This window comes from Mucilaginibacter gossypii (genome assembly GCF_900100945.1).
Classification (GTDB): Bacteria; Bacteroidota; Bacteroidia; order Sphingobacteriales; family Sphingobacteriaceae; genus Mucilaginibacter; species Mucilaginibacter gossypii.
The window spans coordinates 310,823-337,436 of record NZ_FNCG01000001.1 but is presented as its reverse complement, the minus strand read 5'-3'; the positions used below and the strand labels follow the sequence as shown (position 1 = coordinate 337,436).

19 protein-coding genes are annotated in these 26,614 nt (G+C 40.4%); 14 read left to right on the top strand and 5 right to left on the bottom strand.

The window, feature by feature from the left end:
• Positions 1-375 precede the first annotated feature (375 nt).
• Genes BLS28_RS01525 through BLS28_RS01515 form a run of 3 tightly spaced genes read right to left on the bottom strand, consistent with a single transcriptional unit; the run spans position 376 to position 5,350 of the window.
• Positions 376-1,377, bottom strand: a complete 1,002-nt coding sequence (locus tag BLS28_RS01525) for a YncE family protein (protein WP_091162553.1) — start codon at positions 1,375-1,377, stop codon at positions 376-378.
• A 25-nt stretch (positions 1,378-1,402) separates the two neighbouring features.
• Positions 1,403-2,611 (bottom strand): right-handed parallel beta-helix repeat-containing protein, encoded by a 1,209-nt coding sequence (locus tag BLS28_RS01520; RefSeq protein WP_091162552.1) that lies wholly within the window; start codon positions 2,609-2,611, stop codon positions 1,403-1,405.
• A 12-nt stretch (positions 2,612-2,623) separates the two neighbouring features.
• A complete protein-coding gene (locus BLS28_RS01515; RefSeq protein WP_091162551.1) occupies positions 2,624-5,350 on the bottom strand; it encodes a TonB-dependent receptor in 2,727 nt (908 codons plus the stop codon).
• A 526-nt stretch (positions 5,351-5,876) separates the two neighbouring features.
• Here BLS28_RS01515 and fbp point away from each other — a divergent pair.
• On the top strand, positions 5,877-6,929 hold the full coding sequence (gene fbp, locus BLS28_RS01500; RefSeq protein WP_091162548.1) for a class 1 fructose-bisphosphatase: 1,053 nt from the start codon (positions 5,877-5,879) through the stop codon (positions 6,927-6,929).
• Positions 6,930-7,291: 362 nt separating this feature from the next.
• Positions 7,292-8,701, top strand: coding sequence for a pectate lyase family protein (locus tag BLS28_RS01495; protein WP_091162547.1), 1,410 nt, complete (start codon positions 7,292-7,294; stop codon positions 8,699-8,701).
• 97 nt (positions 8,702-8,798) lie between these two features.
• Here the strand turns inward: BLS28_RS01495 and BLS28_RS01490 are convergent, their stop codons facing one another.
• Both BLS28_RS01490 and BLS28_RS01485 read right to left on the bottom strand, forming a co-directional pair.
• The gene (locus BLS28_RS01490; protein ID WP_091162546.1) at positions 8,799-9,782 is read right to left on the bottom strand and encodes a hypothetical protein; all 984 of its coding nucleotides are present in this window, start codon (positions 9,780-9,782) and stop codon (positions 8,799-8,801) included.
• A 3-nt stretch (positions 9,783-9,785) separates the two neighbouring features.
• Positions 9,786-11,216 carry an MBOAT family O-acyltransferase gene (locus BLS28_RS01485; protein WP_091162545.1) on the bottom strand — a complete coding sequence of 477 codons (1,431 nt, stop codon included), beginning with the start codon at positions 11,214-11,216 and terminating at the stop codon, positions 9,786-9,788.
• A 395-nt stretch (positions 11,217-11,611) separates the two neighbouring features.
• On the opposite strand from BLS28_RS01485, the gene glmS reads away from it, so the two are divergent.
• The 12 genes from glmS to BLS28_RS01425 all read left to right on the top strand — a co-directional run bounded on the left by glmS (position 11,612) and on the right by BLS28_RS01425 (position 26,535).
• Entirely contained in the window at positions 11,612-13,450 is a 1,839-nt protein-coding gene (gene glmS, locus BLS28_RS01480; RefSeq protein WP_091162544.1) for a glutamine--fructose-6-phosphate transaminase (isomerizing), read from the top strand.
• A 402-nt stretch (positions 13,451-13,852) separates the two neighbouring features.
• A complete protein-coding gene (locus BLS28_RS01475) occupies positions 13,853-14,521 on the top strand; it encodes a polysaccharide biosynthesis/export family protein (protein ID WP_223266065.1) in 669 nt (222 codons plus the stop codon).
• A 34-nt stretch (positions 14,522-14,555) separates the two neighbouring features.
• Positions 14,556-16,868 (top strand): GumC family protein, encoded by a 2,313-nt coding sequence (locus tag BLS28_RS01470; protein ID WP_091162542.1) that lies wholly within the window; start codon positions 14,556-14,558, stop codon positions 16,866-16,868.
• A 537-nt stretch (positions 16,869-17,405) separates the two neighbouring features.
• Entirely contained in the window at positions 17,406-17,936 is a 531-nt protein-coding gene (locus BLS28_RS01465) for a UpxY family transcription antiterminator (protein ID WP_091162541.1), read from the top strand.
• A complete protein-coding gene (locus BLS28_RS01460; RefSeq protein ID WP_091162540.1) occupies positions 17,926-19,224 on the top strand; it encodes a nucleotide sugar dehydrogenase in 1,299 nt (432 codons plus the stop codon). The genes BLS28_RS01465 and BLS28_RS01460 overlap by 11 nt, the downstream gene beginning before the upstream one ends.
• Before the next feature lie 5 nt (positions 19,225-19,229).
• A complete protein-coding gene (locus BLS28_RS01455; RefSeq protein WP_091162539.1) occupies positions 19,230-20,669 on the top strand; it encodes a lipopolysaccharide biosynthesis protein in 1,440 nt (479 codons plus the stop codon).
• The gene (locus BLS28_RS01450; RefSeq protein WP_091162538.1) at positions 20,666-21,841 is read left to right on the top strand and encodes a DegT/DnrJ/EryC1/StrS family aminotransferase; all 1,176 of its coding nucleotides are present in this window, start codon (positions 20,666-20,668) and stop codon (positions 21,839-21,841) included. The genes BLS28_RS01455 and BLS28_RS01450 overlap by 4 nt, the downstream gene beginning before the upstream one ends.
• Positions 21,838-22,695 (top strand): glycosyltransferase family 2 protein, encoded by an 858-nt coding sequence (locus tag BLS28_RS01445; protein WP_256337316.1) that lies wholly within the window; start codon positions 21,838-21,840, stop codon positions 22,693-22,695. Before BLS28_RS01450 ends, BLS28_RS01445 begins: the two co-directional genes overlap by 4 nt.
• A 23-nt stretch (positions 22,696-22,718) precedes the next feature.
• Positions 22,719-23,888 carry a glycosyltransferase gene (locus BLS28_RS01440; protein ID WP_091162537.1) on the top strand — a complete coding sequence of 390 codons (1,170 nt, stop codon included), beginning with the start codon at positions 22,719-22,721 and terminating at the stop codon, positions 23,886-23,888.
• An 18-nt stretch (positions 23,889-23,906) separates the two neighbouring features.
• Positions 23,907-24,674 carry a DUF2334 domain-containing protein gene (locus BLS28_RS01435; protein ID WP_091162536.1) on the top strand — a complete coding sequence of 256 codons (768 nt, stop codon included), beginning with the start codon at positions 23,907-23,909 and terminating at the stop codon, positions 24,672-24,674.
• A 16-nt stretch (positions 24,675-24,690) separates the two neighbouring features.
• The gene (locus tag BLS28_RS01430; protein ID WP_091162535.1) at positions 24,691-25,935 is read left to right on the top strand and encodes a DegT/DnrJ/EryC1/StrS family aminotransferase; all 1,245 of its coding nucleotides are present in this window, start codon (positions 24,691-24,693) and stop codon (positions 25,933-25,935) included.
• A gap of 9 nt (positions 25,936-25,944) precedes the next feature.
• Positions 25,945-26,535 (top strand): sugar transferase, encoded by a 591-nt coding sequence (locus BLS28_RS01425; protein ID WP_091162534.1) that lies wholly within the window; start codon positions 25,945-25,947, stop codon positions 26,533-26,535.
• The last annotated feature ends 79 nt before the right edge of the window (positions 26,536-26,614 follow it).

The window sequence follows — 26,614 nt, the reverse complement described above, 5'->3', positions numbered from 1 at the left end:
ACAACGGGTTTAATTTTCCGCAAAGAAACCCGCTGAAAACTGGAGAAAAATTGAATAAAAGGGCCTAAGAATAATACATAACCAAAACTTAACACAGGCTTAATAACGCAACGCTTAAAGCACTTAAAACCTCTCCCATATTAAAATAGGATTGTCAATCATAGTGGGCAAATATTGGTTATAATGTTTACAGCTTACCATTTGATAAGCTGTAAACTTGGGTTGAAAAACCTGGTTGCACAAGGAAATTCCCCGGGCAAATTCAGTTTCTATTTAGTAAGCTCGGTTTGATAAAGCACCTCTCCCTTGTAATTTATCGCCCTTACATTTAATCTTTTCTCGTCCAGCGCAAAATCCCTTCTTTTCATTTCAATATTATTGCTGGCGATAAACAAGTAACTTAAAAGTGCCGGGCTTCATGGTTTTAGTTCCCTGTTCATAATCGGCAACCGGAAAGTAAAGCCTATGTGTTTCCATATCAATTGCCATGGTTTTAGCGCGGTACTGTGTGTTTAAAGTTTGCACAGGGCTATAAGTATCGGGGGTATTTTGTTTAAAGATGCTGGCGGTTCCGTCGCCATTTGAGGCCACAAGCATTTTTTGAGTCGGGTCATACACAACGGCGTCAACGCCTGCGCCGATAGGCAGGGTTTGGATAACTTTACCTGTAGGAATGTCGACTATGCTAAGCCCCTTGTTTTCGCGGCAAACGGTAAACAGCTTTTGGTTTGCTTTATCCATAGCTATACCTGTTGGGCCACCGCAAGGGCTTAGCGTATAGTTTTTAGAAACCTTTAGTGTTTTGGTATCGATTACGTTCAGGCTGCTTTTGTCTTCCAGATTATTGTATATAGTCCCTTTACCATCGGCAACAGCAAATTCAGGAGCGCCTCCCATATCAATTGATGCTACCTGTTTCATTGAAGCGGGATCAATAACACATGAACTACTGCTATGCCCGTTAAACGTGAAGATCTTTTTTGAATACGGGTCAAAAATAATGGCATCAGCACCCTTATGATCTAACGAGATGCGGGTAATCACAGCCAGTGTTTTGATATCAAACACGATAACTTCATCGGCTTTACCATCACTTATAAAACCTTTATTAAGTTCATTGTCAACAGCAATACCGTGCACACCCTTCATATCGCCAATGGTGCCTTTAACCGTTTCGGTTTTCAGGTCAACTACATTTACCTCGGTACCGTGCGATGCGTATAAGGTATGATTGGGCTGATCGATAAATACATAGTCGTAACCGCCATTGCCGGGCAAAGCGATGGTTTTATCCAATACATAATTTTGAGCAGATGCCTTTGATAAACCTAAAAACAGGCCGACATTTAAAAGAAAGAAAAACGCTATTTTTTTCATGTTGATTTATATTAAATACTGATGCTTAATGTTTGTTCCCTTTGTCATCGCTGGTATAAGCACCCAGATCAAGGTTGTATTGCGTATTGCCCGCACTAAATGCAGGCGATGTACTTTGCAGGTGAAAATCGTTGGTATTGGGGTATCCGTTAGGGGCGGCCACCGTGCCATCAAACTTTACAAACATCGGGTCCTTATCCCCTATCTTTTTTGAGATCAGATCGGTAGGCTGAGGTTTTCCCAAGCCTGATGGAGGGTAAAACCCATCCCTGATGTTGATCTTTAAAGTAGGGTCAACCAAATCGGCATAAGTATCAACCGTAGCATAAAAAAGGTTATTACCATAAGTGGTGTGCGCTATGTCACCGTCATCAAATAACTCAATGCCATGGTAATCATTAACAATAATATTATTAAAGATGTGGCCAATGGCATTTACACCAACAGAAACGGCACGCCCCGGCTCGGCCGAGCCTCTTCGCCAGCCATTTGAAACCAGGGTATTGTTGTATACAGATACCTCGGTTTGCGGAAAGGGCTTACTCGAACTGGTTTCGAGTTTAACACCTGAACCCGCCTGGTTAAAAATTACGTTATATGCTACAGTACCGGTAACACCTGTTTTGAGGTTAATGCCTTCCCCATCGGTACTACCTGATGAGCTGATGGTATTTCTTAAAATGGTTATCTTGGCGCCGTTGCCTAAGGCCATCAAATCGTCCTGCCCGTTGGTAAACCATGAATCTTCAATATCTACCTTGATAGGAGCTTTTACCTTCAAGGTACCGCGTGCACTTCCGGAAGCATCGGGTCCGCCGGTGTTATCAACGTGCGTCCAGATGATGGTTATGGCCTGCGCTGTGTCGCATTGAAAACCGCCCCAGGTACCGGGCTTATTCGAGTCGGAATTAAAGTACACCGGCTGATCTTTTGTACCAACCAGCTTTAATACACCCTGAATATTAATCTGCGAATTGTTTTTCACAATAACATTTGCACCTGGCTGTGCATAAAGTGTATCGCCTTTTTTTACAGTAACATCAGCCGTTACGGTATAGGTTTCGCCGGTTACTAAAGTACCTTTTACAAAGCCGCTGATATTGCCTGGCTGTATCGGACTTGATGTAGGGATCTTAATTTGCGTAAACGTAGTCAGTTCGGCTTTTTTACAGCTGTTAAAGGTTACAGTAGCTACAAAACCAACTGCCAACATTAATATATATTTTACTTTCATGATTTGATGCTTTTATAATGAATACCTGAAACCTAAGTTGAAACTCACGTTGTACAAATCTTTTGATTGAACAAGATTATTGATCAATACTGTTGTAGGTGTGTTGAGCAGGTTGTTCACCTTGGCTGTTAAAACAAAATGCTTGGCCACCTGCTTTTCGCCCGATAAGGCCAGGAACGATTGCGGCTGCTGATAGTAATCATATCCGTAGTTTGGATAAATCAGCGACAACGTTTTGCTGGTATAGGTATAGGCTAATTGAACAAAAGCTTTTTGCTTATCATTTTTGTACAATAACGACAGGTTTAATACATCACCAGTTTGTCCTTGCAGGGGCCGGCTTTGCAATCTCGGAACGGAGGTAGAAACCCCATTCGCATCCGTAGAGGTATAAATTTTTGTGGTTTTTATGTTTGAGTAGGTATACGTGTAATTACCTGATACGCCAAGATCTCCAAAATACTTACTGTAAACTACTTCCGCACCTGTAACCTTAGCAGTACCAAAATTTTGCGGGGATGTATTAAGCTGCCCATTTTGTGAATCATTTAAAGCAAACTCAATGGGATTGATGATATTTTTGTAAAACCCGCCGACAAACAATTGCTCTTCTTTACCGGGAAACAGTTCATAACGAATATCATAGTTATCGGCTTCGGTGTGTTTTACAAGCGGGTTACCGGTAACGTCGGTACTTTCACCAAGGGTTGGCGTTGGTACCAACTCATATAATGCCGGACGTGCTATCGATTTAAAATAAGATGCCCGTAAGTTTGAATTTTCCGTGAGCTTATATTTTAACTGAACGCTTGGTAAAACGTCGGTGTAAGTTTTTTTGGCATTACTGCGGATATCCAAAACAACAGGATGGGTGTCATATCCTTGTTTAGTACCTTCAACACGTACACCGCCGATAACAGCTAAATTATCCAGCACGAGTTTCACTTCGCCATAGCCTGCAGTGATATCTTCGTAAGCTGTATAATTGGTTTTGTCGCTCTGATCGGTACCTGTTTGATTGTACACTACAAAATCGGCCGAATATATATCGGTAAAGCCACTTTTGCCACCATTGGCAGTTGCTGCAGGTCGCAAAATGTATTCGTTTTGATGGTTGTAACGTGTACTATGCCTGTAAAGACCACCGGCTTTTAATTCGATAGCGCTTTTTTCGCCCAAGCCTGTTTTGTACCCGATATTGGCCATAGCGCTAAGGTCTTTATTGCCGCTCTTTTGCCATATCCTTGATATATTATCAAAATAGTTGGGAGTACTTGTAAAATCGGGGTTGATTAAATGGTTGATAGATATATCGGCCCTGTCTGGCGCGTTTTGAATAGCATTACTGTAAACACCTGCCCAATCAAAAAGGAAATGTTTTTCGATGACATGTTTACCGCTTAGTTTAAGATTTTCAACATACTGGTTCTGGATATTTGAACGGTTATCGTTGAAAACGGTACCTGTACCAGGCCCTATCCTGCCTCCGTTACCTCCTAATATCGAGGTATCGATACTTAAACGTGTTTGTGCAAGATGGGTGTACAGGAAAACGTTATCAACGCTTACCTTGTTATTATCATCAAACTTATAATCGAGGTGAGCCGAAAGCCCGTTGTTCAATTGTTGGGTTGAATAAGTGCGATTAGCTACATCGGCAATAACCGGCTGAAAGTTCTTACCATCCCTTATATCGGGCTGGGCTACGTTAAATTCTGAATTTGTACCATAAAACTGGTTTTGATAACTATCGGCAATAATAAATCCCAGTTTATTTTTAAGGAACCTGCGCCCGTAAGTAAACCCAAGCAATGAAGTTGGCGGTGCATTCTTTTTGGTAAAGTCGAGGTTGGCCCTTGAAAAATATCCCGGAGGGGCATTATAAGCAGCTCCAAACCTTTCGGTTGGGCTTTTGCTTTGAACTGCACCATGATAAAAATTATCAAACCTGCGGTTAAAGAAGATAGCACTGTAGCCTATCGAGCCGTTCGCTTTAAAATATTCATACTCGGGTGCATCTTTAAAAACCAGGTTCACGGTTCCGCCTATTGCATCGCCTTCCATTTCGGGCGTAAGGCTTTTACTTACTTCAACACTTTCCAGCAGGTCTGAAGGAACTATGCTTAATGATATAAACCGCGAAACCGGATCGGGACTAGTCACTTTAACACCGTTAAGTAAGGTGTTATTGTAACGCGGCTCCAAACCCCTGATAACGGCATATGCTTCATCCGAGCCGCTATTACGCTGAATGGTTACTGCAGAAACGCGTTGCAGGGCGTTTGCAGCATTAATATCCGGCGACCTTTGCATCGCCTGTGCAGACAGCACATTAATAATATTGTCTGCCTTGTTTTCCTTACGGCGGGATGACGATTCTGACTCGGCATTGGTTGTTCCGTAAACCTTAACTGTTTTAAGCTCTTCGGGTTTTTCTGATAATGGAATATTCATTACAGACACCTTGCCGGCTGTAATGGTGATATCCTGCTTATACTCTGTATAGCCTATATATTTTACTTTAAGCTTATACTGGCCGGCATCAACACTGGTGATAGCATAATTACCAAACGCGTCGGTAACCGAACCTCCGTTTCTATTATCAAAATGGACGAAGGCGCCACTCAAAGGCTCTTTTGTTTGCGCATCAATTATTTGTCCTTTTATCCCCCCTGTTTGTGCAGAGGCAGCAGTTGTGAATAAGGTTAACAGGAATAACAGGTAAATTTTATTGATCATATGGCACGTGTTTTTTGCCAAAACACCGTGCTAAATCTGGAGTAATACTGAATAAACCCGCCTTTACAAAATCGTTAATCAACTGATAACCATACATTAACATTAGCAAGAATAATCACCGGTTTCGTGTATATTTTAAACACATACTGAGAATATGCAGTTAACAAATTATACAAACCCCGGCAGCATTTTTTCAAGCCGCTGGGGGCTGGTAGCTTTAATGAATTATTTACTGATCGGCGGTGATAGCGCGCGAAATCAACTGGTGAGTATGCAATTAAATTATATGCCTGATAAAAGCCCCCCTTTTAAGTTAACAAACTGTTTATCAATTAAAAAAGTAACTTTTTATTAAATAAACCATTTATGCAAAAACGCAAACGTTTGCGTAAATAATTAACGGAATTGGAGATAAAAAAGGCAAATCGAATACTATAATTGGCAATTGATACGCGTATTCTTTTATTAATTTTAATTAAACCCTCTTTTACCCCAACCGAATTAGAAAATATTAAACCTTGAAAATATGACGGCATTTAAAACTCTTGGACAATTTATTATTGAACGGCAAAAAGATTTTCCTTATGCAAAAGGCGAGCTTTCGCGGCTACTTCGTGATATTGGTATCGCTGCCAAGATAGTAAACAGGGAAATTAATAAAGCCGGCCTGGTAGATATTTTAGGTGATGCCGGCTCCTCCAATATCCAGGGAGAGTCACAAAAAAAGCTTGACATTTATGCCAATGAGCAGTTTATAGCAGCATTAAGAAGCGGTGGGGAATGTTGTATAGTTGTTTCGGAAGAAAATGATGAGTACCTGGTTATAGATTCGGATATTTCAAACGAAGCAAATTACGTTGTTGCACTTGATCCTTTAGACGGATCATCCAATATCGATGTCAATGTAGGTGTAGGAACTATATTTTCTATTTACAGACGAAAATCAGACACAGGGAAACATTCTACAAACGAGGATGTATTACAGCTTGGTACCGAGCAGGTAGCTGCAGGATATGTCATTTATGGATCTTCAACGATGCTTGTATATACCACAGGCAAGGGTGTTAATGGCTTTACCCTTGATCCTTCAATCGGCGAGTTTTGCCTTTCGCACCCTAACATGACTGTTCCGGCAGCAGGAACAATTTACTCAATAAACGAAGGCAATTACATTCATTTTCCGGATGGGGTAAAAAAATATATTAAATATTGCCAGGTAGAAGATCCGGACACTAACCGACCATATACTTCCAGGTACACAGGATCGATGGTTGCGGATATACACCGGACCTTAATAAAAGGCGGAATTTTTATTTATCCCCCTACTACAGGCGCAAAAAAGGGAAAACTGCGGCTGATTTACGAGTGTAACCCTATGGCTTATATTATTGAGCAAGCCGGTGGCAAAGCATCAGATGGATACAAAAGAATTATGGAAATTGAAGTAAGGGAACTACACCAGCGATCCTCAATATTTATTGGCTCAATGGATATGGTGCTCAAAGCCGAAGAATTTATGTCATCATTTTCTCCAAAATTATTTGTGAAATCATTTGAAGGAGAAGTTAAAATTCAATAAGAATATTGAAAAAAAGCGCGATAGTGACCACGTTATGCACCAGCTTTTTGTAAAGCTGCTTTCACAATTTAATGCTTTAATTGCAAGTTAAAAATACTGGGCAAAACTTGGTTTTAAAGTGACGTAAGACAATAATCGACGAAAATTGTTTTTTCTTCTGAACTAAAATTGTCATCCAAATGTCATGAAGTGTGAAGTACTTCACAACTATACGTGTCACAAATACACATAACTTTACAGGCTCAAACAACAGAATCGACGTTTTTGAACTATTTAAGCTTTTAGTCTATATCTTTAGGAAAAAATCAACGGTAATTTTTAATATAAGACCGCGTTTCGAGGGCTTAATTAAAAATTATAACATGCAAAAAACAAAATCCTTAAAAAAAATGACTTTTGGCAGTTTGGCACTGAGCGCAATTATCCTCATCGGAAGTTGCTCCAAAAATGCAGACCAACCAGTAACCGTTCCAATTAATGATTTAAACGCCAGCAAAAGCCTGGCAACAACAGCCCCCACCGTCTACACGATGGCCACATCTTCAATCCGGTTAGATGAAGGTTACGCTTACAAATTCAGCCCCGTTCAGGTAAGCGGCGATTCAAACACGCAGCCAACAGCATCAACACTCCAACTTTATGAAAATGGTGTTGCGTTAGGTCCGGCCCATTCTCTTCACAGTGACATCAGGACCCTTGGTAAAGGTCGTTACAGCCACTGGGATACCGGATTGTATTTCTCAACTTCCGACAACAGCAGCCCTCTGACAAACGGAAGAAAGTACACTTACACCCTTACCGGTACGACTACCACTACCACAACTGCTCCAACTACAAGTACTTCAACAACAACCGCATCAGGTTCTGTTTTGAGTACAGTATTAACCGGTTACGCTGCTGTTAATGGTACTACTACCGGTGGTAAAGGTGGTACTACAGTAACTGTAAACACACTGGCTGCGTTCAAATCTGCTGTGTCAGGCAGTTCGCCCAAGATTGTGTATGTTTCCGGTACAATTAGCGGATCAGGCTTAACTCCTGTGTATGTTGGTTCAAATACCACCATCATCGGTAAAACCGGCGCCGTTTTATCAAGCCTGAACCTTTACCTGTTTACTGTAAGCAATATCATTATCCAAAATGTTACGTTTAGAAATTACGTAACCGAATGCGGTGTTTACGTTAAATTCCAGTCGAACCACGTTTGGATTGACCATTGCGATTTTGCAACAGACCGCAGCCATGGCTGGGATTACTGGGGTAAAGACATCGGTGTTGCCGAAGGTTCTGACTACGTAACCATTTCATGGAACAAATTCCATGACACCTACCTGTCATTGCTTATTGGTTCAGTAACAAGCGATGCTGTTACAGCCAACACCGGCAAACTACACGTTACATTGCACCACAACTACTGGTACAATGTGTCTGAAAGGGAGCCAACTTTGGTATTCGGTACCATCCACATGTACAATAACTACCACTTAAACAATGATGGTTATTCCATCGGTGCAAGGTACGGTGGTACAGTAAGGACAGATAATGAATATTTCTCAGGCTGCAGGAAGCCACTTACTACTAACTTAGATGGCGACCCTGTAGGTTACTTCAGCGGTATATCAACCAACATTTATTCTAATTGCGGTGCCAACGACATCACCTCATCTTTATCAAGTTGGGTACCGTCTTACGCTTATAGTACGTTGCTTGATGCTGCTGCAAACGTTCCGGCAGTGGTAACAGCAGGTGCTGGCGTTAAAACAGTAAATTAACTAAATTATTCACCCCTATGCTAAGTGAAAGGCCGCTTTATGAATTATCATAAAAGCGGCCTTTCCCTTTTTATTGATCCCGGCTCCGATACAATATTCAATTCTCACGCAGGGGTTCCTGGTTTTTACTGAAGTATTGAACGTTAGCTGCAGGGCTTAATCTTTTTTTCATAAAAGCCACGATAGTATCTGTATACAAATCGGCTCCTCTGCCGTTTAAATGCGCCCTGTCCGAATAGTATTCTGGGTTTTTAAAATATACATCGTTGGTAAAATCGTGAAAAATAACCTTGTTACTGTTACAAATACTTTTCAATTTTAAATAGGAATTCTGTTGGGTATCATCGTTATACCTTGGCGATACAAAAACAAACAATTGAATTTTTTGCCGCTTACATTCATTTATAAACAAATTCAGTGCATTTACATTATCGGCCGATATGCTGTCTGAATATGGCTTAAGCGATGTATGGGTTGAAACCCGGCTGACGTCCATTTTATTATCCAAAGGATTAAATCCCATGACGGTGTTTCCTGATGATAAAAAGTAATGCTGAAATATAGAAACCACCTGGCCATTGTAGCGATATGTTTGAAGATGACTTTTTATTAGCTCCAACCGGTCTTTCTTTTCAATCATATTGCCGATAACATACGATTGTTTTAAATAAGGCAGTAAAATGGAAAGCCTGTTCTTTTCATCTTCCTTTTCACTTAACACATCGCTCGTTACATCTAATACAACAACCTTAGGAACGTGGTGCTGTAATGCCAGTTCAAAAATTGCTGTACTATATAAAAGCCCTTCGCCATCCCGGCCGCCATTAAAACAACTTAGGTGTAAACCATCCTTTATAATCGATGAGTTATAATGATGAGAAGCTCTTGAGCTTCCCAAAACCAACACATCTTCATTTAAATTATACACAACGTGATTAGCGACAGCGTATTCGCCGGAAACCTGGTGTGTAAAAAAATAATAAAGGAACATACCGGCTGCCTGATCAACAGCCACAAAAGCCACAATCATCAATAACAACCTGATAAAAAACTTATTGCTGTTTTCTTTCAACTGCTTCATAATTTAAAACTGAAAGTAAATGAATTGTCCGCCGTCAAAAACTCCAAACAACAGGATTATAAAAACCAACCCTAAATAGGAAGCCATACGGATCCCCCAATTTTCATTGTGAAGAAACCGGAATGAATGAAGGCCATATTCCTGCTTTACTTCGTAAAAAAACAAGGCGGCTATAGCCATCAAGTCATACAAAAAATAAGAAGGTTCGCCTATGAAAAAGCCGGGTTTATAAATAAAAACACCTTTTAACAAACCCAAGGCCTGCTCTAATGATACAGCCCTGAAAAAGATCCAGCTTATAGTAACCAGGAATATTGTAAAAGATATATTTAAGAAATTGGCAAATACTCCGCTGCCTAACCCTAATTTACTTGCTGTTGCCGTCCTCCATTTCTGCGTTACCATTCCGCAGATGAGGTAAAACCCGTGTAAAGCGCCCCAAACAATAAATGTCCAATTTGCGCCATGCCACAAACCGCTGATCATAAACACGGCAAATAAATTTAAATACAACCGGCCTTTGCTAACCCGGTTGCCTCCTAAGGGGATATACACATAATCTTTAAACCACGTAGAAAGTGATATATGCCACCTGCTCCAAAATTCGCTTATGCTTTTTGCAAAATAAGGTCGTTTAAAATTTTCCATCAGTTTAAAGCCCATCACCCTGGCACTGCCTATCGCAATATCCGAGTAGCCCGAAAAGTCGCAATAGATCTGGACGGCAAAAAACAATGAAGCAAGTACAATTGTGGCCGAGCCATGTTCAGGATAATTGTTAAAAACAGTTTTTACATATAAAGATAACCTGTCGGCAACAACAACCTTTTTAAAAAAACCGATCAACATTCGTTTTAACCCTTCAGAAACATCCAGGGCATTAAAATGATGTTCGGTTTTAAATTGCGGTAACAGGTTTTGAGGACGTTCAATAGGGCCGGCAACTAATTGCGGATAAAACATCACGTATAAAGCATAAATACCGAAATGACGTTCGGCCTTTTGATGGCCCCGGTAAACTTCAATAGTATAACTCATGGCCTGAAAAGTGTGAAATGACAACCCTATCGGAAGCAGGATCTGTAAAAACGGAATTGGGTTAGTGTACCCCATCCAGTATAGCAATCCCGATAAATTGGCATTAAAAAAATTAAAATACTTAAATACCGCCAGTACGCCAATATTTGCCGTAAGACTTAATATTAACAAAAGCTTCTTCTTCTTAAGGTCATTAACTTTTTCCAGGTAAATGCCCGCGGTATAGTCGATAATTATTGTAAAAAACAGGATGAGGATATAAATGGCTTTAAAGAACATATAAAAATAGCAGCTTGCTATAAGCAACAGCAGCCACCTAAATTTATGCGGCACCAGAAAATATAAAGCCGTTACCACAGGAAAAAACAGCAGAAAAGTAAATGAGTTAAATATCATCGCCAGGTTCTTTTTGGTTAATTAAACCTAACTGAAAATAAAATGATATAAAATAGCGGCACTGCGATCGTAAATCATTCTGTAAAATCAGGCAACAAACTTCACAGCCAAAATCTGATCAGCACATTGCAAGTTCAGGAATACATGCACTGTAACCCCAAAGTGAATTGATTCTCCAACCATTTGATAAAAAACCTTCAACCGGCTTATCATATAACACAACAACTAAAATGTAAAGCGATTTATATCCTTTTACAGTTTAAACGTGTAAAATGGCGTCAGATTTACAATTTACGGGCAATTGAACTTAGCTCATACTTAATTGATAGTCAATTAAATAATTTTACTCACCAAGTAACAAATAAACTTAATTTATCATTTAAAGACCTAAAACTATGTGCGGAATTGTTGGTTACATCGGATCAAGAGATGCGTGGCCCGTTGTGTTGAACGGCCTCAAACGATTAGAATATCGTGGTTATGATAGCGCCGGTATTGCTATTATAAATAATGTAGGCTTCAGCGTTTATAAAAAAACCGGAAAAGTGGCATGTCTTGAGGAGCACACAGCCGATAAAGACAAGAGCGGGCATATTGCCATAGGACATACCCGGTGGGCCACCCATGGGGCCCCATCTGATGCAAATTCGCATCCGCATAGCTCAAATGATAACCGCCTGCACATTATCCATAACGGGATTATCGAAAATTACCTGATCCTTAAAGAAGAACTGCTTGCTCGCGGGCACACCTTTAAAAGTGAAACAGATACCGAAATCCTGATCCACTTAATTGAGGAAATTCAAAATATCGAACAAACTGATTTATTGGAGGCTGTCCGATTGGCTTTAAATACAGTGATAGGTGCTTACGCTATAGTTATCCTGGACCGGGAAAACCCCGATCAGCTGATCGCCGCCCGAAAAGGCAGTCCATTGGTTATTGGTGTTGGCCATGGCGAATATTTTATTGCATCAGATGCCACTCCTATTATCGAGTACACCAAAAACGTAGTGTATTTAAAAGATAACGAAATAGTACAGGTTAAACCCAGTGGGCTTTTAATAAAGAAGCTTGATAATGTTGTTCAAACCCCATTGATCCAGGAGTTGGAATTAAAACTTGAATCGTTAGAAAAAGGCGGCTTTGAGCACTTTATGATGAAGGAAATCTTTGAGCAGCCGCGTTCTGTAAGGGATTGCATGCGTGGCCGCATCTTTCCGCTTGAAGGCAAGGTTGAGTTAGGTGGCATTAAACAATATACCGACAAGCTTAAAAATGCCGAGCGAATAATTATTATTGCCTGCGGTACCTCGTGGCATGCCGGCCTAACAGGCGAATACCTTATTGAAGAATACGGACGCATTAAGGTAGAAGTTGAATATGCTTCCGAATTCAGGTACCGTAATCCCATAATTACTGATAAGGATATTGTAATGGCGGTATCCCAATCGGGAGAAACTGCCGATACATTAGCCGCCATTGAGATAGCTAAAGAACGGGGTGCAACCATCCTGGGGATCTGCAATGTTGTTGGCGCTTCAATTCCGCGCGTAACTGATGCAGGAGTTTACACCCATGCCGGCCCGGAAATAGGCGTTGCCTCGACAAAAGCCTTTACAGCGCAGGTTACTGTTTTAACTTTAATTGCTTTATATATTGCACAGCACAAAGGTACTTTAACACCAGGCAGGCTCACCAATTTATTAACGGAGCTTGATACCATACCGGATAAAATACAAATGCTGCTGCAGGATAATGAATTGATTGAAGACATTGCCTGCAAAATAAAGAATGCCCCTAACTGCCTGTTCTTAGGACGTGGTTTCGGTTTCCCGGTAGCTTTGGAAGGAGCTTTAAAACTGAAGGAGATCTCCTATATCCATGCCGAAGGTTATCCCGCCGCCGAAATGAAGCACGGGCCAATCGCGTTAATTGACGAGCAGATGCCGGTGATCTTCATCGCCACAAAAAACTCATCGTATGAAAAAGTGATCAGCAATATACAGGAGGTTAAAGCCCGGAAAGGAATAGTTATAGCTATTGTCACCCGTGGTGATGTTAAAGTGAAAAACATGGCCGATTACTGCATTGAAATACCCGACGCCGACGAAGCCTTTTTACCACTGCTGGCTACTATCCCGCTACAACTTCTCTCCTATCACATAGCCGTAAAACGGGGCTGTAATGTTGATCAGCCCCGTAACCTGGCCAAATCGGTTACTGTAGAATAATTCGTAATAATTAACCAACAAACTCCATAAAAAAAGCAGGCTCAGGTCTGCTTTTTTTTGTGCTGTTACTACTGGGTGTAACAACTGTTATATGAAAGTGTAGCCCAAAATGCCCAACTCAGATGCTTTTTTCTCAACCCTTTACACATGCCTGTATTGCTGCTTTACATGTTCTGTAAAGACTGAGATACAGGTTTACAAAAAAGCGGCAATCAGCTAAAACCGTATACTATCGATGCCCAAATAGATAAATTTGACTAACCAAATAAACCAGTTCAAAATAGTTCCCTAAACTCTCTTAAACTATTGATGATGAAAAAAATTAATATATACTGTTTCATTACAACATTGCTATTGATAACCGGATGTGCCGGAAGTCGGGATCTTGTTTACTTCAGCAACATGGCAAATACGGGTGCTGCAAACAACAATACAAACGGAACAGTAGTCATTCATCAGAAAGACATTTTAAATGTAACTGTTACCAGCTTAAACCCCGAATCGAACATGTTGTTCAATGGCAACAAAAATGTGGGCTTAAACAATCAATCAACCCGCGGCGGATATAAAGTAAACGAAAATGGATTTGTGAATTTACCACTTATAGGTGACTATAAAATTGAAGGGCAAACCATTGAGGAAGCACAAAGCGAAATAGGTAAAAAACTATCGGCTTTTGTTAAAAGCCCGGTAGTTGACATCCAGCTGCTGAATTTTAAAATAAGCGTTATAGGCGAGGTTAACAAACCATCAACATTTATAATAACCGATGAAAATGTAAACTTACTTGAAGCATTAGGTATGGCCGGAGATATGACAGTTTATGGACGCAGGGAAAATGTATTGGTGATCCGCACAGAAAACGGACGCAGAACAATGAACCGCCTTAACCTTAATAAAGTTGAATCAATGGATTCGCCTTACTTCAACCTTAAACAAAATGATATCGTTTATGTGGAGCCCGACAAATCAAAGGCGGTTGAGTATAGCCAAAGCACTCGCTTAGCACCAATAGTAGTAGCCTCAATTTCGGCATTGGCCGTATTGGCGGCAGTACTTTTAAGAAGATAAAATACAGTTTTAGAGATACCTAAGAATAGCTGACATGGATAACAATTTTATTTTAAAAGAACCTTTGCCGGGCAACAAGTTCAGGAACAACGTTAAGCCTTATTTAAATGGCTGGTATTTATTCCTGATAAGCATGGTTATCTGTTTTGCAGCAGCCTGGACATACCTTAACTATGTTACCCCGCTGTATAAAATAACAAGTACACTGCAAATCCCCGATGATAAAAAAGGCGATGGTATTTTAAAAGCTACTGCTTTCAGTGACCTGAACATGTTTCAGGAAACTAAAACCGTAGATAATGAAATGGAGGTATTGCGATCAAAAGATTTGATTTATAGCGTATTCAAAAAACTTAACCTGGAAACTTCCTATTTTGATGAAAGCGGCTTTAAAGTAAAAGAACTGTATGGTAATGAGCTGCCTTTCACCGTTACGATAAAGAGAATAGGGAAAACCGGCTATTTGAAAAAACTATATATCCAGCCATATTCACAAAGTAAGTTTTTGTTAAAAGAGGAAACCAAAACATGGATTTACAGCTATAACCAACTGGTTAATCACAAGGATTATTCCTTTAAAGTAGAAAAAGGCCCGGCCCGTGCAGATAACGAAACCCCTATACTGATCCAGTTTAAAAACCTTACCGGGCTGGCAGCAGCTTACAGCGCTGGATTATTACAGGTTAACCCTGTAGTTAAAGAATCAAACACCTTAACCTTAAGCCTGGTTGATGCTGTGCCCGAAAGAGGGATTGATATTCTTAACAACATCATATCTACCTATAATGCCGAAAACGTTGTTAAGAAAAACGTTACAGCCGTAAACACCATATTATTCATTGATAAACGATTACATGATTTAGAACAGGACCTGTCATACACCGAAGGTGACATTGAAACTTTCAAGCAAAGGAATGGAGCTGCAGAGATCAATGCAAGCACACAGGTAAATCTGACAAAATCTGCGGAATATAATCAACTGCTTGAAGAATCAAATACTCAGTTGGGTATTGTGAATTCCATTGAAGCATATTTAAAAAACTCGGCTAACCAATATGATGCTGTACCCAGTACCATGGGATTGAAAGATCCGGCGTTAAATACACTGGTTAGCCGTTTCAACGACCTGCAATTGGAAAGGAACCGCATGCTGGGCAGCGCAAACCTAGCCAACCCTCTTATTCAAAACCTGAGCAGCCAGATAGCCAGCCTTCGCGTAAATATCATGGAAAATCTCAATAATATTAAAAAAGGCTTTTCTATTAGCCACAAATTACTTAGTCAAAATTCTGCACAGTATGACTCCCGCATCCGCTCTGTCCCGTCGCTTGAACGGGGGCTTTTGCAGCGGAGCCGTGAACAGGGGGTAAAAACTAATTTATACCAGTACCTGTTGCAAAAAAGAGAAGAAACAGCGTTGTCGCTATCAGCTACAATTCCTTCATCGCAATTGATTGATAAACCTGCCGCTAATCCGATAGCTGAATTTCCTAAGCAACAACTCACCTATTTATTCGCTATTATAGCCGGGTTGTTCATACCGGGAATTTTCATCTTCCTGAAAGATAAATTTAGCCTGAAAATCAGGAATCAGTCAAGCCTGTTGAATATAAAGGGAGTAAAGATCCTAGGCGAATTATGCCATAATAACGAAGGTCAAAGCCCGGTAGTAATTTCTAACGGTAGCAATACCAACATTTCAGAACTATTCAGGTATATCAGGAGCAATATTGGCTTCCTGAACCAGGGAACGCAGCACAAAACGATGCTTGTTACATCGTCTATGAAAGGCGAAGGCAAAACCTTTTTTAGCATCAACCTGGGCTTAACGCTTGCCATGCTCAATAAACGCGTATTAATTATGGAGTTTGATTTGCGTAAGCCCGATTTGCTTAAAAATATCAACATGGAGCAAACCAAAGGCATTACAGATTTTTTAATGGGTGACACCAATTCACCGGCCGAATGCATCCAGGCCTATAATGAATCAGATAACCTTTTTGTAATGGGGAGCGGTAGTAAAGCAATTAACCCTGCCGAGCTATTGTCAGATAAACGGCTTGACCTGCTTTTTAACTGGTGCAAAACTGAGTTTGATTATATCGTACTTGACACATCGCCTGTTGGTGCCGTTGCCGACGCTTTTAGCCTGGCCAAATACGCCGAGTTGAGTATTTATATTGTACGGTATAACTATACTAATACCGAGCAATTAAGTATCCTCAGAGATATTTATGATAATGATAAACTAAATAACCTTATGGTAGTGTTTAACGATGCGAAAAAAGAAAACCGGGAGGCCTATGCCTATGGCGGTTATGGATACGCATCAGCATATGGCAGTTGATAACCATCATTTTTACAATGGTATAAGGTTAATGCTAATTTGTGTTTTAAACTTTTAGTTAGACTGTTTATTTGATCGCCGCTGTTCCATGTGACTGGATTGGCGGAGCCGTAAGCAACATAAGTTGCAGTTGTTATGAACCAATAACCGGGTAAAACCGGAGAACTTTATAAGCCGTTAGCTTGCCTTTTTACCGCCTGACCAGTGTGACTGGATTGGCGAAGCCGCAGAGAGACTAGAACGCCTGTTATATTCTATAATAAACGGGAAAAACCGGCGAATATTATAAACCATTAGTTCGATTATTTTTTATTAACCGCCTAACCATGTGACTGGATTGGCGGAGCCACAGCCAACACAGGCTGCGTCTGTAATAAATCAGATAACCAGGTTAGTAATTTTCAAATACTATTTTTTAAAACCATCATCACTTGCGCCATGTGAGTGAGTTGGCGAAGCTATAATAAGCCCTTATTAATTCCCCGATCCAACTTTATTCATTTTATGGAAACCCAATTAAGAACACCGCAATTTCGCATGACAAATTATCATGAAAAAAAATGGCTTGTTATTTACACCAAGCCCCGATGGGAAAAAAAGGTGGACAAGCTTTTAAAGCAAAATGGCATTGAATGCTATTGCCCGGTCAGAGATGTAGTAAGCCAATGGTCTGACAGGAAAAAGGAGATCAGTGTCCCTCTGTTTAGCTCCTACGTATTTGTTCATGTCGATGCTTATGAGCAGTCAAGGGCACTTTATGTAATGGGGGCGTTAGGCTTTGTTTACTATATGGGTAAACCTGCTGTAGTGAGGGACAACGTAATAGACGAGATCAGGACAAATCTTGTACGCTACAAAGACATGGAAATTGTGAGCCTTAACAACCTCACTGTTGGTGATACAGTTAAAATAAAAGATGGCGCTCTTGTAAATCAAATGGGTAAGGTGCTGCAGATACAGGGCAAAAATGTATTAATGATTTTTGAAACCATCAATTGCGCTTTGGTAACACGTGTTTCAATCCAAAACTTATCAGTTCATAACATCAGCAGAAATCATGAAAATTGAGAATTACCAACCTAAATTAGGCATTATCGGTCTTGGTTATGTAGGCTTGCCCCTGGCCGTTGAATTTGCAAAAAAATACAAAGTTATTGGCTATGATATTAATGTAAGTCGCATTAATGAGCTCAAATTGGGCATTGACCACACTTTAGAGATCGACTCTGACCAATTAAATGCAGTAATTACGCCTGTTTGCACAACCGCAACCGGTTTATACGTTACTGATGAAATTGAAAAACTACAGCAATGTTCCATATTCATTGTAACTGTGCCAACCCCTGTTGATAAAAATAACCGGCCGGATCTCTCTCCGTTAATAAATGCCAGCAGGGTTGTAGGCAAAGTGTTAAAAAAGAATGATATCGTAGTTTACGAATCAACCGTATATCCTGGGGTAACAGAAGATGAATGTATGCCTATTTTAGAAAAAGTATCGGGGCTTACCTATAATGTTGATTTTTTTGCAGGCTACTCGCCTGAAAGGATCAATCCCGGAGATAAATTACATACCGTTTCAAAAATCCGCAAAATTACATCAGGCTCTACTCCGGAAACAGCCGAAACTGTAGATAAGCTTTACCAATCAATTATTACAGCCGGCACATTTAAAGCGCATTCGATAAAAGTAGCTGAGGCTGCCAAGGTAATTGAAAATGCGCAACGCGATATAAATATTGCATTTGTGAACGAGCTGGCCATGATCTTTAATAAACTGGGTATCGATACCCATAAAGTATTGGAGGCAGCGGGCACTAAATGGAACTTTCTGAATTTTCGCCCGGGCCTTGTTGGCGGCCACTGTATCGGGGTTGACCCATATTATCTTGCACAAAAGGCCCAGGAAGCAGGTTATCACCCTGAAATTATTTTGGCTGGTCGGCGTATCAACGACTCTATGGGTGCATATGTTGCCGATCAGTTTATTAAACAGATGATTTGTCGCGGTACTTCAATAACAGATAGTGAGGTGCTTATACTTGGTTTCACATTTAAAGAAAACTGCCCCGACGTAAGGAATACCCGTGTGATAGACATTGTTAAACGGTTGAAGGAGTATAAGGTAAAAGTGCATATCCATGATCCCTGGGCCAACGCGGCACATGCTAAAAAAGAGTATGGCATCATCTGCGAAAACGGCGAATCAAAAACCCGTACCTATGATGGGGTTTTACTTGCGGTTGCCCATGAGGAGTTTAAAGAAATGAATGTAAAAGCGCTTTGCAAACCTAATGCCGTATTGTATGACCTGAAGGCGTTTTTACCGGAAGAGGTTGTTAACGCCCGGCTTTAAAAATTATGAGCTATAAACAAAGAGCGGTATCTGGCATAGTGTGGGCGCTATGGCAGCAATTAAGTTCAAAAGTGGTAAGCTTTGGCATATCCATATTTCTGGCACGGATTCTGGAGCCATCACAATTCGGTTTGATAGCTATGCTGTATCTTTTTATATCGGTAGGCAATAGTCTTTTGGATGGCGGCCTTACTGCTTCGCTGATCCGCACAACCGATGCCGATCAGCGCGATTATTCAACCGTCTTCTATTTTAATATCATTGGCAGCAGTATCCTTTACCTGATACTTTTTATAACAGCGCCGCTTATCGCTGCTTTTTATCATCAACCGTTGTTAACCTCTGTTGTGCGGGTTTACACCTTAATTTTGATCATAAACGCATTTTTTGGTGTACAAAGCACCTTGCTGGTTAAGGATCTGAAGTTTAAAAAACAAACTAACATTCAAATCCCATCGGCTATTGGCGGCGGAATATTAGGCATCATACTTGCAAAATTAGGATACGGCGTTTGGAGCCTTGTTTGGATGGGTTTATGCACCTCATTTTTATCAACAGCCATACACTGGATCACCTCAAGCTGGAGACCAGCGCTGATCTTTGATAAAGCATGCTTTAAGAAACACATTCATTTTGGTTATAAAATGACATTATCGGGTTTAATTGATACCGTTTATCAAAACATTTACCTGATAATCATAGGTAAGTTCTTTTCGGCAGCCCAGCTTGGCTACTACAGCCGGGCCGATTCGATAAGCCAATTACCGATAAGTAACATTTCAGCTGCTATAAATAAGGTTACCTACCCAATGTTTGCCGAAATATCAGACGACCCGGTACAGTTAAAAAATGTTTATAAACGACTCATGCAACAGGTAGTATTCTGGAATGCACCGGCACTCATCATGCTGTGTATCATTGCCAAACCACTGTTTCATATTTTACTAACAGACAAGTGGTTACCGGCCGTCCCTATTTTCCAGTTACTGTGTATTGGAGGTATCATGTATCCCCTGCACTCATACAACTTAAATGTGCTGAAAGTGATGGGGCAAAGCGCGCTGTTTTTAAAGTTGGAAGTTATTAAAAAAGTTTTGAGCGTTGTCGGGATCCTGTGTTTTATCCCCTTCGGCATCTATGGCTTGTTATATTTCCAATTATTTTTTAATGTAATAGCCTATTATATCAACTCTATTTACAGCGGGCGTTTAATTGACTACCCCGTTACCGAGCAAATAAAAGATATTTTGCCTACAGTGGTGTTAGCCGGAGGCATTGGCCTCTGCTGTTATTTCCTCGACAAGTTGGTGATCAATGATTTTTTCATCCCAACTATGCAAATTGGCATATTACTCATAGTATTCATCGCGGTTTATTATAGTGCCAGTTTGTTAATTAAGCTCTCCGCTATTAAAGATTTTAACCAATTAATCCTAAAAAGATGATTCCAGTAACCAAACCATTTCTCCCTGCCGAAAAGGAATTCAGAGCCTATGTTAAAAGTATCTGGGAAAGGCAATGGCTCACTAACAACGGGCCCCTTGTAAACACGCTCGAATTAAAGTTAAAGCAATACCTGGGCGTTAGTCATATGCTGTTTGTAACAAACGGTACAATAGCTTTACAACTGGCCATCAAAGCACTTAACTTAAGCGGAGAAATTATCACAACGCCATTTTCATTTGTTGCTACTACAAGCACCATAGTATGGCAGGGTTGCGAACCTGTATTTGTGGATATCGATCCTGAGACACTGAATATTGATCCGGCTAAAATAGAAGCGGCCATCACACCCAACACATCGGCTATACTGGCAACACACGTATTCGGTAACCCATGCGATATAACAGCCATACAGGCTATTGCTGATAAACATAACCTTAAGGTGATCTATGACGCCGCACATTGCTTCGGTACTTTTTATAAAAACCGCTCCATATTTGAATATGGCGACATCAGTGTAACCAGCTTTCACTCAACCAAATTATATCACACAATCGAAGGCGGCGCTGTATTTACCCAGGATCCGGAGTTATTAAAAACCATGGCACTGATGCGCAACTTCGGATATTCAGGTGTTGATACTTTCTCGGAGGAAGGCATCAACGCCAAAAACAGCGAGTTTCACGCAGCAATGGGTTTATGCAACCTGCGCCATGTTGACGAGATACTTAAAAAAAGAAAGTATTTGTATGAGCAATATCTGCAGCGCCTGGAAAACCTGAATGTTCAGTTTCAAAAACTTGAAAACGAACAGGATTACAATTATGCATATTTCCCGGTCGTTTTTCAAACAGAGGCGCTGATGCATCAAAGTAAAGCAAAATTAGAGTTAGCACAGATTTATTGCAGGAGGTATTTTTACCCCTCACTATCATCATTGCCATACGTAAAAAGCCAACCAATGCCTGTTTGCGATTCGATAGCTTCAAGGGTGGTTTGCCTTCCCTTATACCATACGCTATCGCTGTCAGATCTTGACCTTATTTGCAGGTTACTGCTCCGTGCACAAAACTTCGACAACAACTTTAAACCGAAACATTTTGGCACACTGGTGACTGATAAAATTGAATCTGAAATAAATGTTAGGGCGGCGAATGTAAATGGAACGGTATGAATGATGATGAAATAATGGTAAGTATTATCTGTATTACTTACAACCATGAAAAATTCATTTCCGAGGCTATCCGAAGCTTTTTGATGCAGAAAACCAACTTTAAGTTTGAGATCATCATTGGCGACGATTGCTCGACAGATAAAACCCAGTCAATAATTAAATTTTACTCAGAAACCTATCCCGGCAGGATCAAGCTTATAGCCTCCCCTGCCAATTTAGGCACACATAAAAACTTAATTAATTGTGTTACACAGTGCAGGGGCAGGTACATAGCTCTTTGCGAGGGCGACGACTACTGGATAAATGAATATAAACTGCAAAAGCAGGTTGATTTTTTAGAAAACAATGCCGACTTCGTTATTTGCTGCCATTACCACAAAGTGATAAACGTTAATAACAAAACACTTTACGTACACCCTAACCCAACACCACTGATACATACATATGCCGATTTGCTGGCGGGGAAACAGGAAGAAACAAAAACGGCAACAGTTGTTTATCGCAATATTCCCGAAACCCTTCAGTTATTCACTGCCCCCTGGTTTTTTGAATGTTTTGCCGGAGATAAAATGTTTAAGCTATGGGCCACTCAGCATACTGGCGGTAAAATTTACGTAATACCCGAGGTAATGAGCTGTTACCGCAATCATGAGGGCGGCGTATGGAGCATGATCAACGCCAAAGCACGTATGGAAATGGTTATAAGTGATTTCAATTTAATCATCAAAAATTTCACATACTCCGCGATCGCTAAAAAAAGACTTTTGCTGCTTTATATAAAACGCTATCTGCTTTTTGAATTACAAAACAAGCGGTTTCGTAAAGCGTACGATACGGTAAAATACCTCCTATAACTGCCAGCGCATTTAACATTAACATGAACATACAAGCCGCCCCCTTTTCAAAACCCGTTCTGTTTTTCATTATTCCGTCGCTTAAAGGCGGAGGAGCAGAAAGAGTTATCATTTCGCTTGCTAATTATTTTAATAAAAACAACTTCCAGTCGGTACTTATTTCTTTAAACAATGATGTTCCAGCATATGAAATTGATGACGATGTTAAGGTATTTTACCTAACTGACCGTCAAAAAAGCTCATTTATTTACAGGTTGTATCATATTGCCGAAACTTTTTTTAAACTTATCAAGTTATTGCGGACTCAAAAACCGGTGTGCGCTTTATCGTTCATTACATCCGCCAATGTTTGGACTGGCATTACCTGTTGGTTAACCCGGGTGCCTTACATTGTTTCAGAGCGCACTTCGCCCGATAGAAGTGTTATCAGGTTTAACTATTTACGTAAACAACTGGCTTTAAACTTATATAAAAGAGCCGAAGCAGTTGTAGTAAGTGCTAAAGGAGTAGAGGACTGCCTGCTTAAGGATAAAGACTTTAAAGTACTCACTAATATCGTGCGCATAACAAATGCTGTTACTATTTTCCCATTACCGTCAGAGGAGAAGGTTCACCATCGGAGGTTTATTTTGGGGGTTGGCCGTTTGGCTTATGTAAAAGGCTTTGATATCCTTATTGAAGCCTATGCAAAATCAGGCCTTACCGACGTCGATCTGATAATCGTTGGCGATGGCGAAGAACGCGCTAACCTTGTTTGCCAGATCTTTAATCTCGGGTTAAGAGAACGGGTGTTGCTGCCTGGCAGCAAAAACAACCTCCAGGATTATTATAACCAGGCCGAAATGTTTGTTTTGCCATCGCGCAACGAGGGATATCCCAACGCTTTAGTTGAGGCTATGAGCTTCGGATGCCCTTCTATAGCAGTTGATTGCAATTTTGGACCTTCGGAGATTATCAATAACGGCAAAAATGGAATACTGGTAAAGAGAGGGTCAATAATTGATTTAGCCGATGCAATGCACCGCTTGGCCGGCGACGAAGTTTTAAAAACAACTCTTGGAAATCAGGCCCGCGTAATATCTCAAACCAACCATCCCGATAAGATCCTGGGAGAATGGGAAACGTTAATCAAAAAGCACATTGCTGCAACTGCAACAGCGGCACAACTAACAAACAGCCAACCAGCTTTATAAAACTATCAAACTGTTAATATGCTACAGTACTTAATTCGTTTGGATGATTTATGCCCGACAAATAACCTCCAAAAATGGGAGCGTTTCTTCATCCTGTTTGACAAGTATGACATAAAACCCATAATTGCTGTTATACCGGCAAATAAAGACCCAAAGTTAAAAGCCTGCGGTAATTTCAATCCTTACTACTGGCAGTTGGTGCGCGAACTTCAAAATAAAAATTATGTGATAGGCATGCACGGTTTTGATCATTATTACATAAATCACAACTCCGGCCTACTGAAGATGAATAACCGGTCGGAATTTGCAGGCTTACCATTGCAAACACAAAAAGAAAAAATAAGAAAAGCGGCCGAAATTTTCAAACGTGAAAATATCAACCCCACTGTTTTTATTGCCCCTGCACATACTTTTGACCGTAATACATTGCTTGCTTTACACGAATACACCAACATTAAAATAATAAGTGACGGCCTGCTTAAGTCACCTTATGTAAGATTTGGCTTTAATTGGGTACCTGTTCAACTATCAGAAGTTGAACAAAAAACAAAATACACCTGGACATTCAATTATCATCCCGAAACCTGTTCTGACAAAACATTTGCTGAGCTTGAAATTTTCTTAGAAAAAAACCATCACCTTTTTGTTTCATTGGATGACCTCGATTTTTCAAATTATACCTGGGCAGATGCCCTTGCCGAAAAATATTGCATTTATAAACGATTAGCCCGTGATTACGCTCAAAAAGCAATCGCTTTTTTGGAACGGGTCCCCGCCGGAAACTAACTCTATTAAACCTGATATGAAAATTTCTTTTGCGCCACCTTACATTGACCAGGCTGTTATAAACGAGGTTATGGACACGCTTAACTCTGGCTGGATAACCACCGGACCCAAAGTAGCCGCACTTGAACAGCAAATGAAGCAGCTTACAGCTTCGGATGCAGCTGTTTGCGTAAACTCTTGGACATCAGGAGCTATCCTAATGCTGAAATGGTTCGGCATAAAGGAAGGCGACGAGGTTATCATACCAGCATACACCTATTGTGCTACCGCCTTAAGTGTACTGCATTGCGGGGCTACGCCGGTGATAGTTGATGTTGATGACGATTGCTGCATCTCCACAGAAGCTGCAATCAAAGCAATAACCCCAAAAACAAAAGCAATTATTGCTGTTGACATAGCCGGCTGGCCATGCAACTACGAAGAATTAAAGGCGATTATCAATAAACCTGAAATTAAAAAACTATTTGTTGCTGAAAGTCCCAAGCAAAAGATTTTAGGTAGGATCCTCTTAATTGCCGATGCAGCGCACTCAATCGGTGCAACCATAAATGAATTACCGGCAGCAAAGTATAGTGACGTATCGATATTTTCTTTTCACGCGGTGAAAAACATCACTACAGCCGAAGGAGGTTGTATCTGCATCAATTTGCCTGCCTGCTTTAATCCGGCCGAGGAACACCGGTATTTAAAACTATATACTCTTAACGGCCAAACCAAAGATGCCTTTACCAAAAGTAATGGCGGCGGCTGGAAATACGACATCCTGTTTATGGGCCTCAAAATCAACATGCCCGACATTTGTGCAGCAATAGGCCTCGGCCAACTCAGAAATTATGAAGCCAGCTTGCTCCCTATGCGCAAGCATGTTGCATCCATATATTGTAACAGGTTCAAATCGATGGACTGGTTTATTGAACCACCACTAAAAAACGAGCAAAGGGAATCATCCTACCACTTGTTTGCCCTGCGCATCAAAGGCATATCAGAGGCACAGCGTGACCATATAATTGAAAGCATTATGGCTGAAGGGATCATGGCCAATGTACATTTTACCCCGCTGCCAATGCTTACTCTTTTTAAAGATCTGGGTTATAAGATAGCTCAGTATCCATCAGCTTATGCCCTTTACGCAAATGAAATCTCATTGCCCATTTATCCTCAACTTACCGGCGAGCAGATTGATTTCATAGTTACTACGGTAATAAACTCAGTAAACTCTGTGCTGGAAGAATGTAAAGAACTTGCAAAAGTTGAATTATAAAATAGAGTTATGATTAAACGGCTTTTTGATATTGGCATATCACTTATAGCACTGATAATGTTGCTGCCATTGTTTATTTTAATTGCCATAGCTATTAAAATAAATTCGAGGGGAAGCGCATTTTATAAACAAACAAGGGTTGGGAAAGATGGAAATGAGTTTGAACTGTTCAAATTCCGCACCATGTACATAAACTCGGACAAGGCCGGATTACTAACCATAGGTAGTAAAGATTACCGGATCACCAGTGTTGGTTACTGGCTCAGGAAATATAAACTTGATGAACTGCCGCAATTACTAAACGTGTTAAAAGGTGACATGAGCTTTGTTGGCCCGCGCCCCGAAGTACGGAAATATGTAAACCTGTATACACCAGCTCAACTAAGGGTATTAAGTGTTAAACCAGGAGTAACAGACTGGGCATCTATCAAATATTTTGATGAAAATGATATCCTGGCCGGCAGCGATGATCCTGAAGATATGTATATCAAGGTAATAGTTCCATCAAAGATCAGCAAGAACCTCGAATACATTGACAACCAGGATCTTCTCATGGATCTGAAGATTATATTTTCTACAATAAAACGAATTTTTCAATAGCACCACTTTATTATGCTGCTTAAAAAGTGCCTCTTTTACGGTTTAATGCTCTTCTATCTGTACACACTTGCTTTTAACA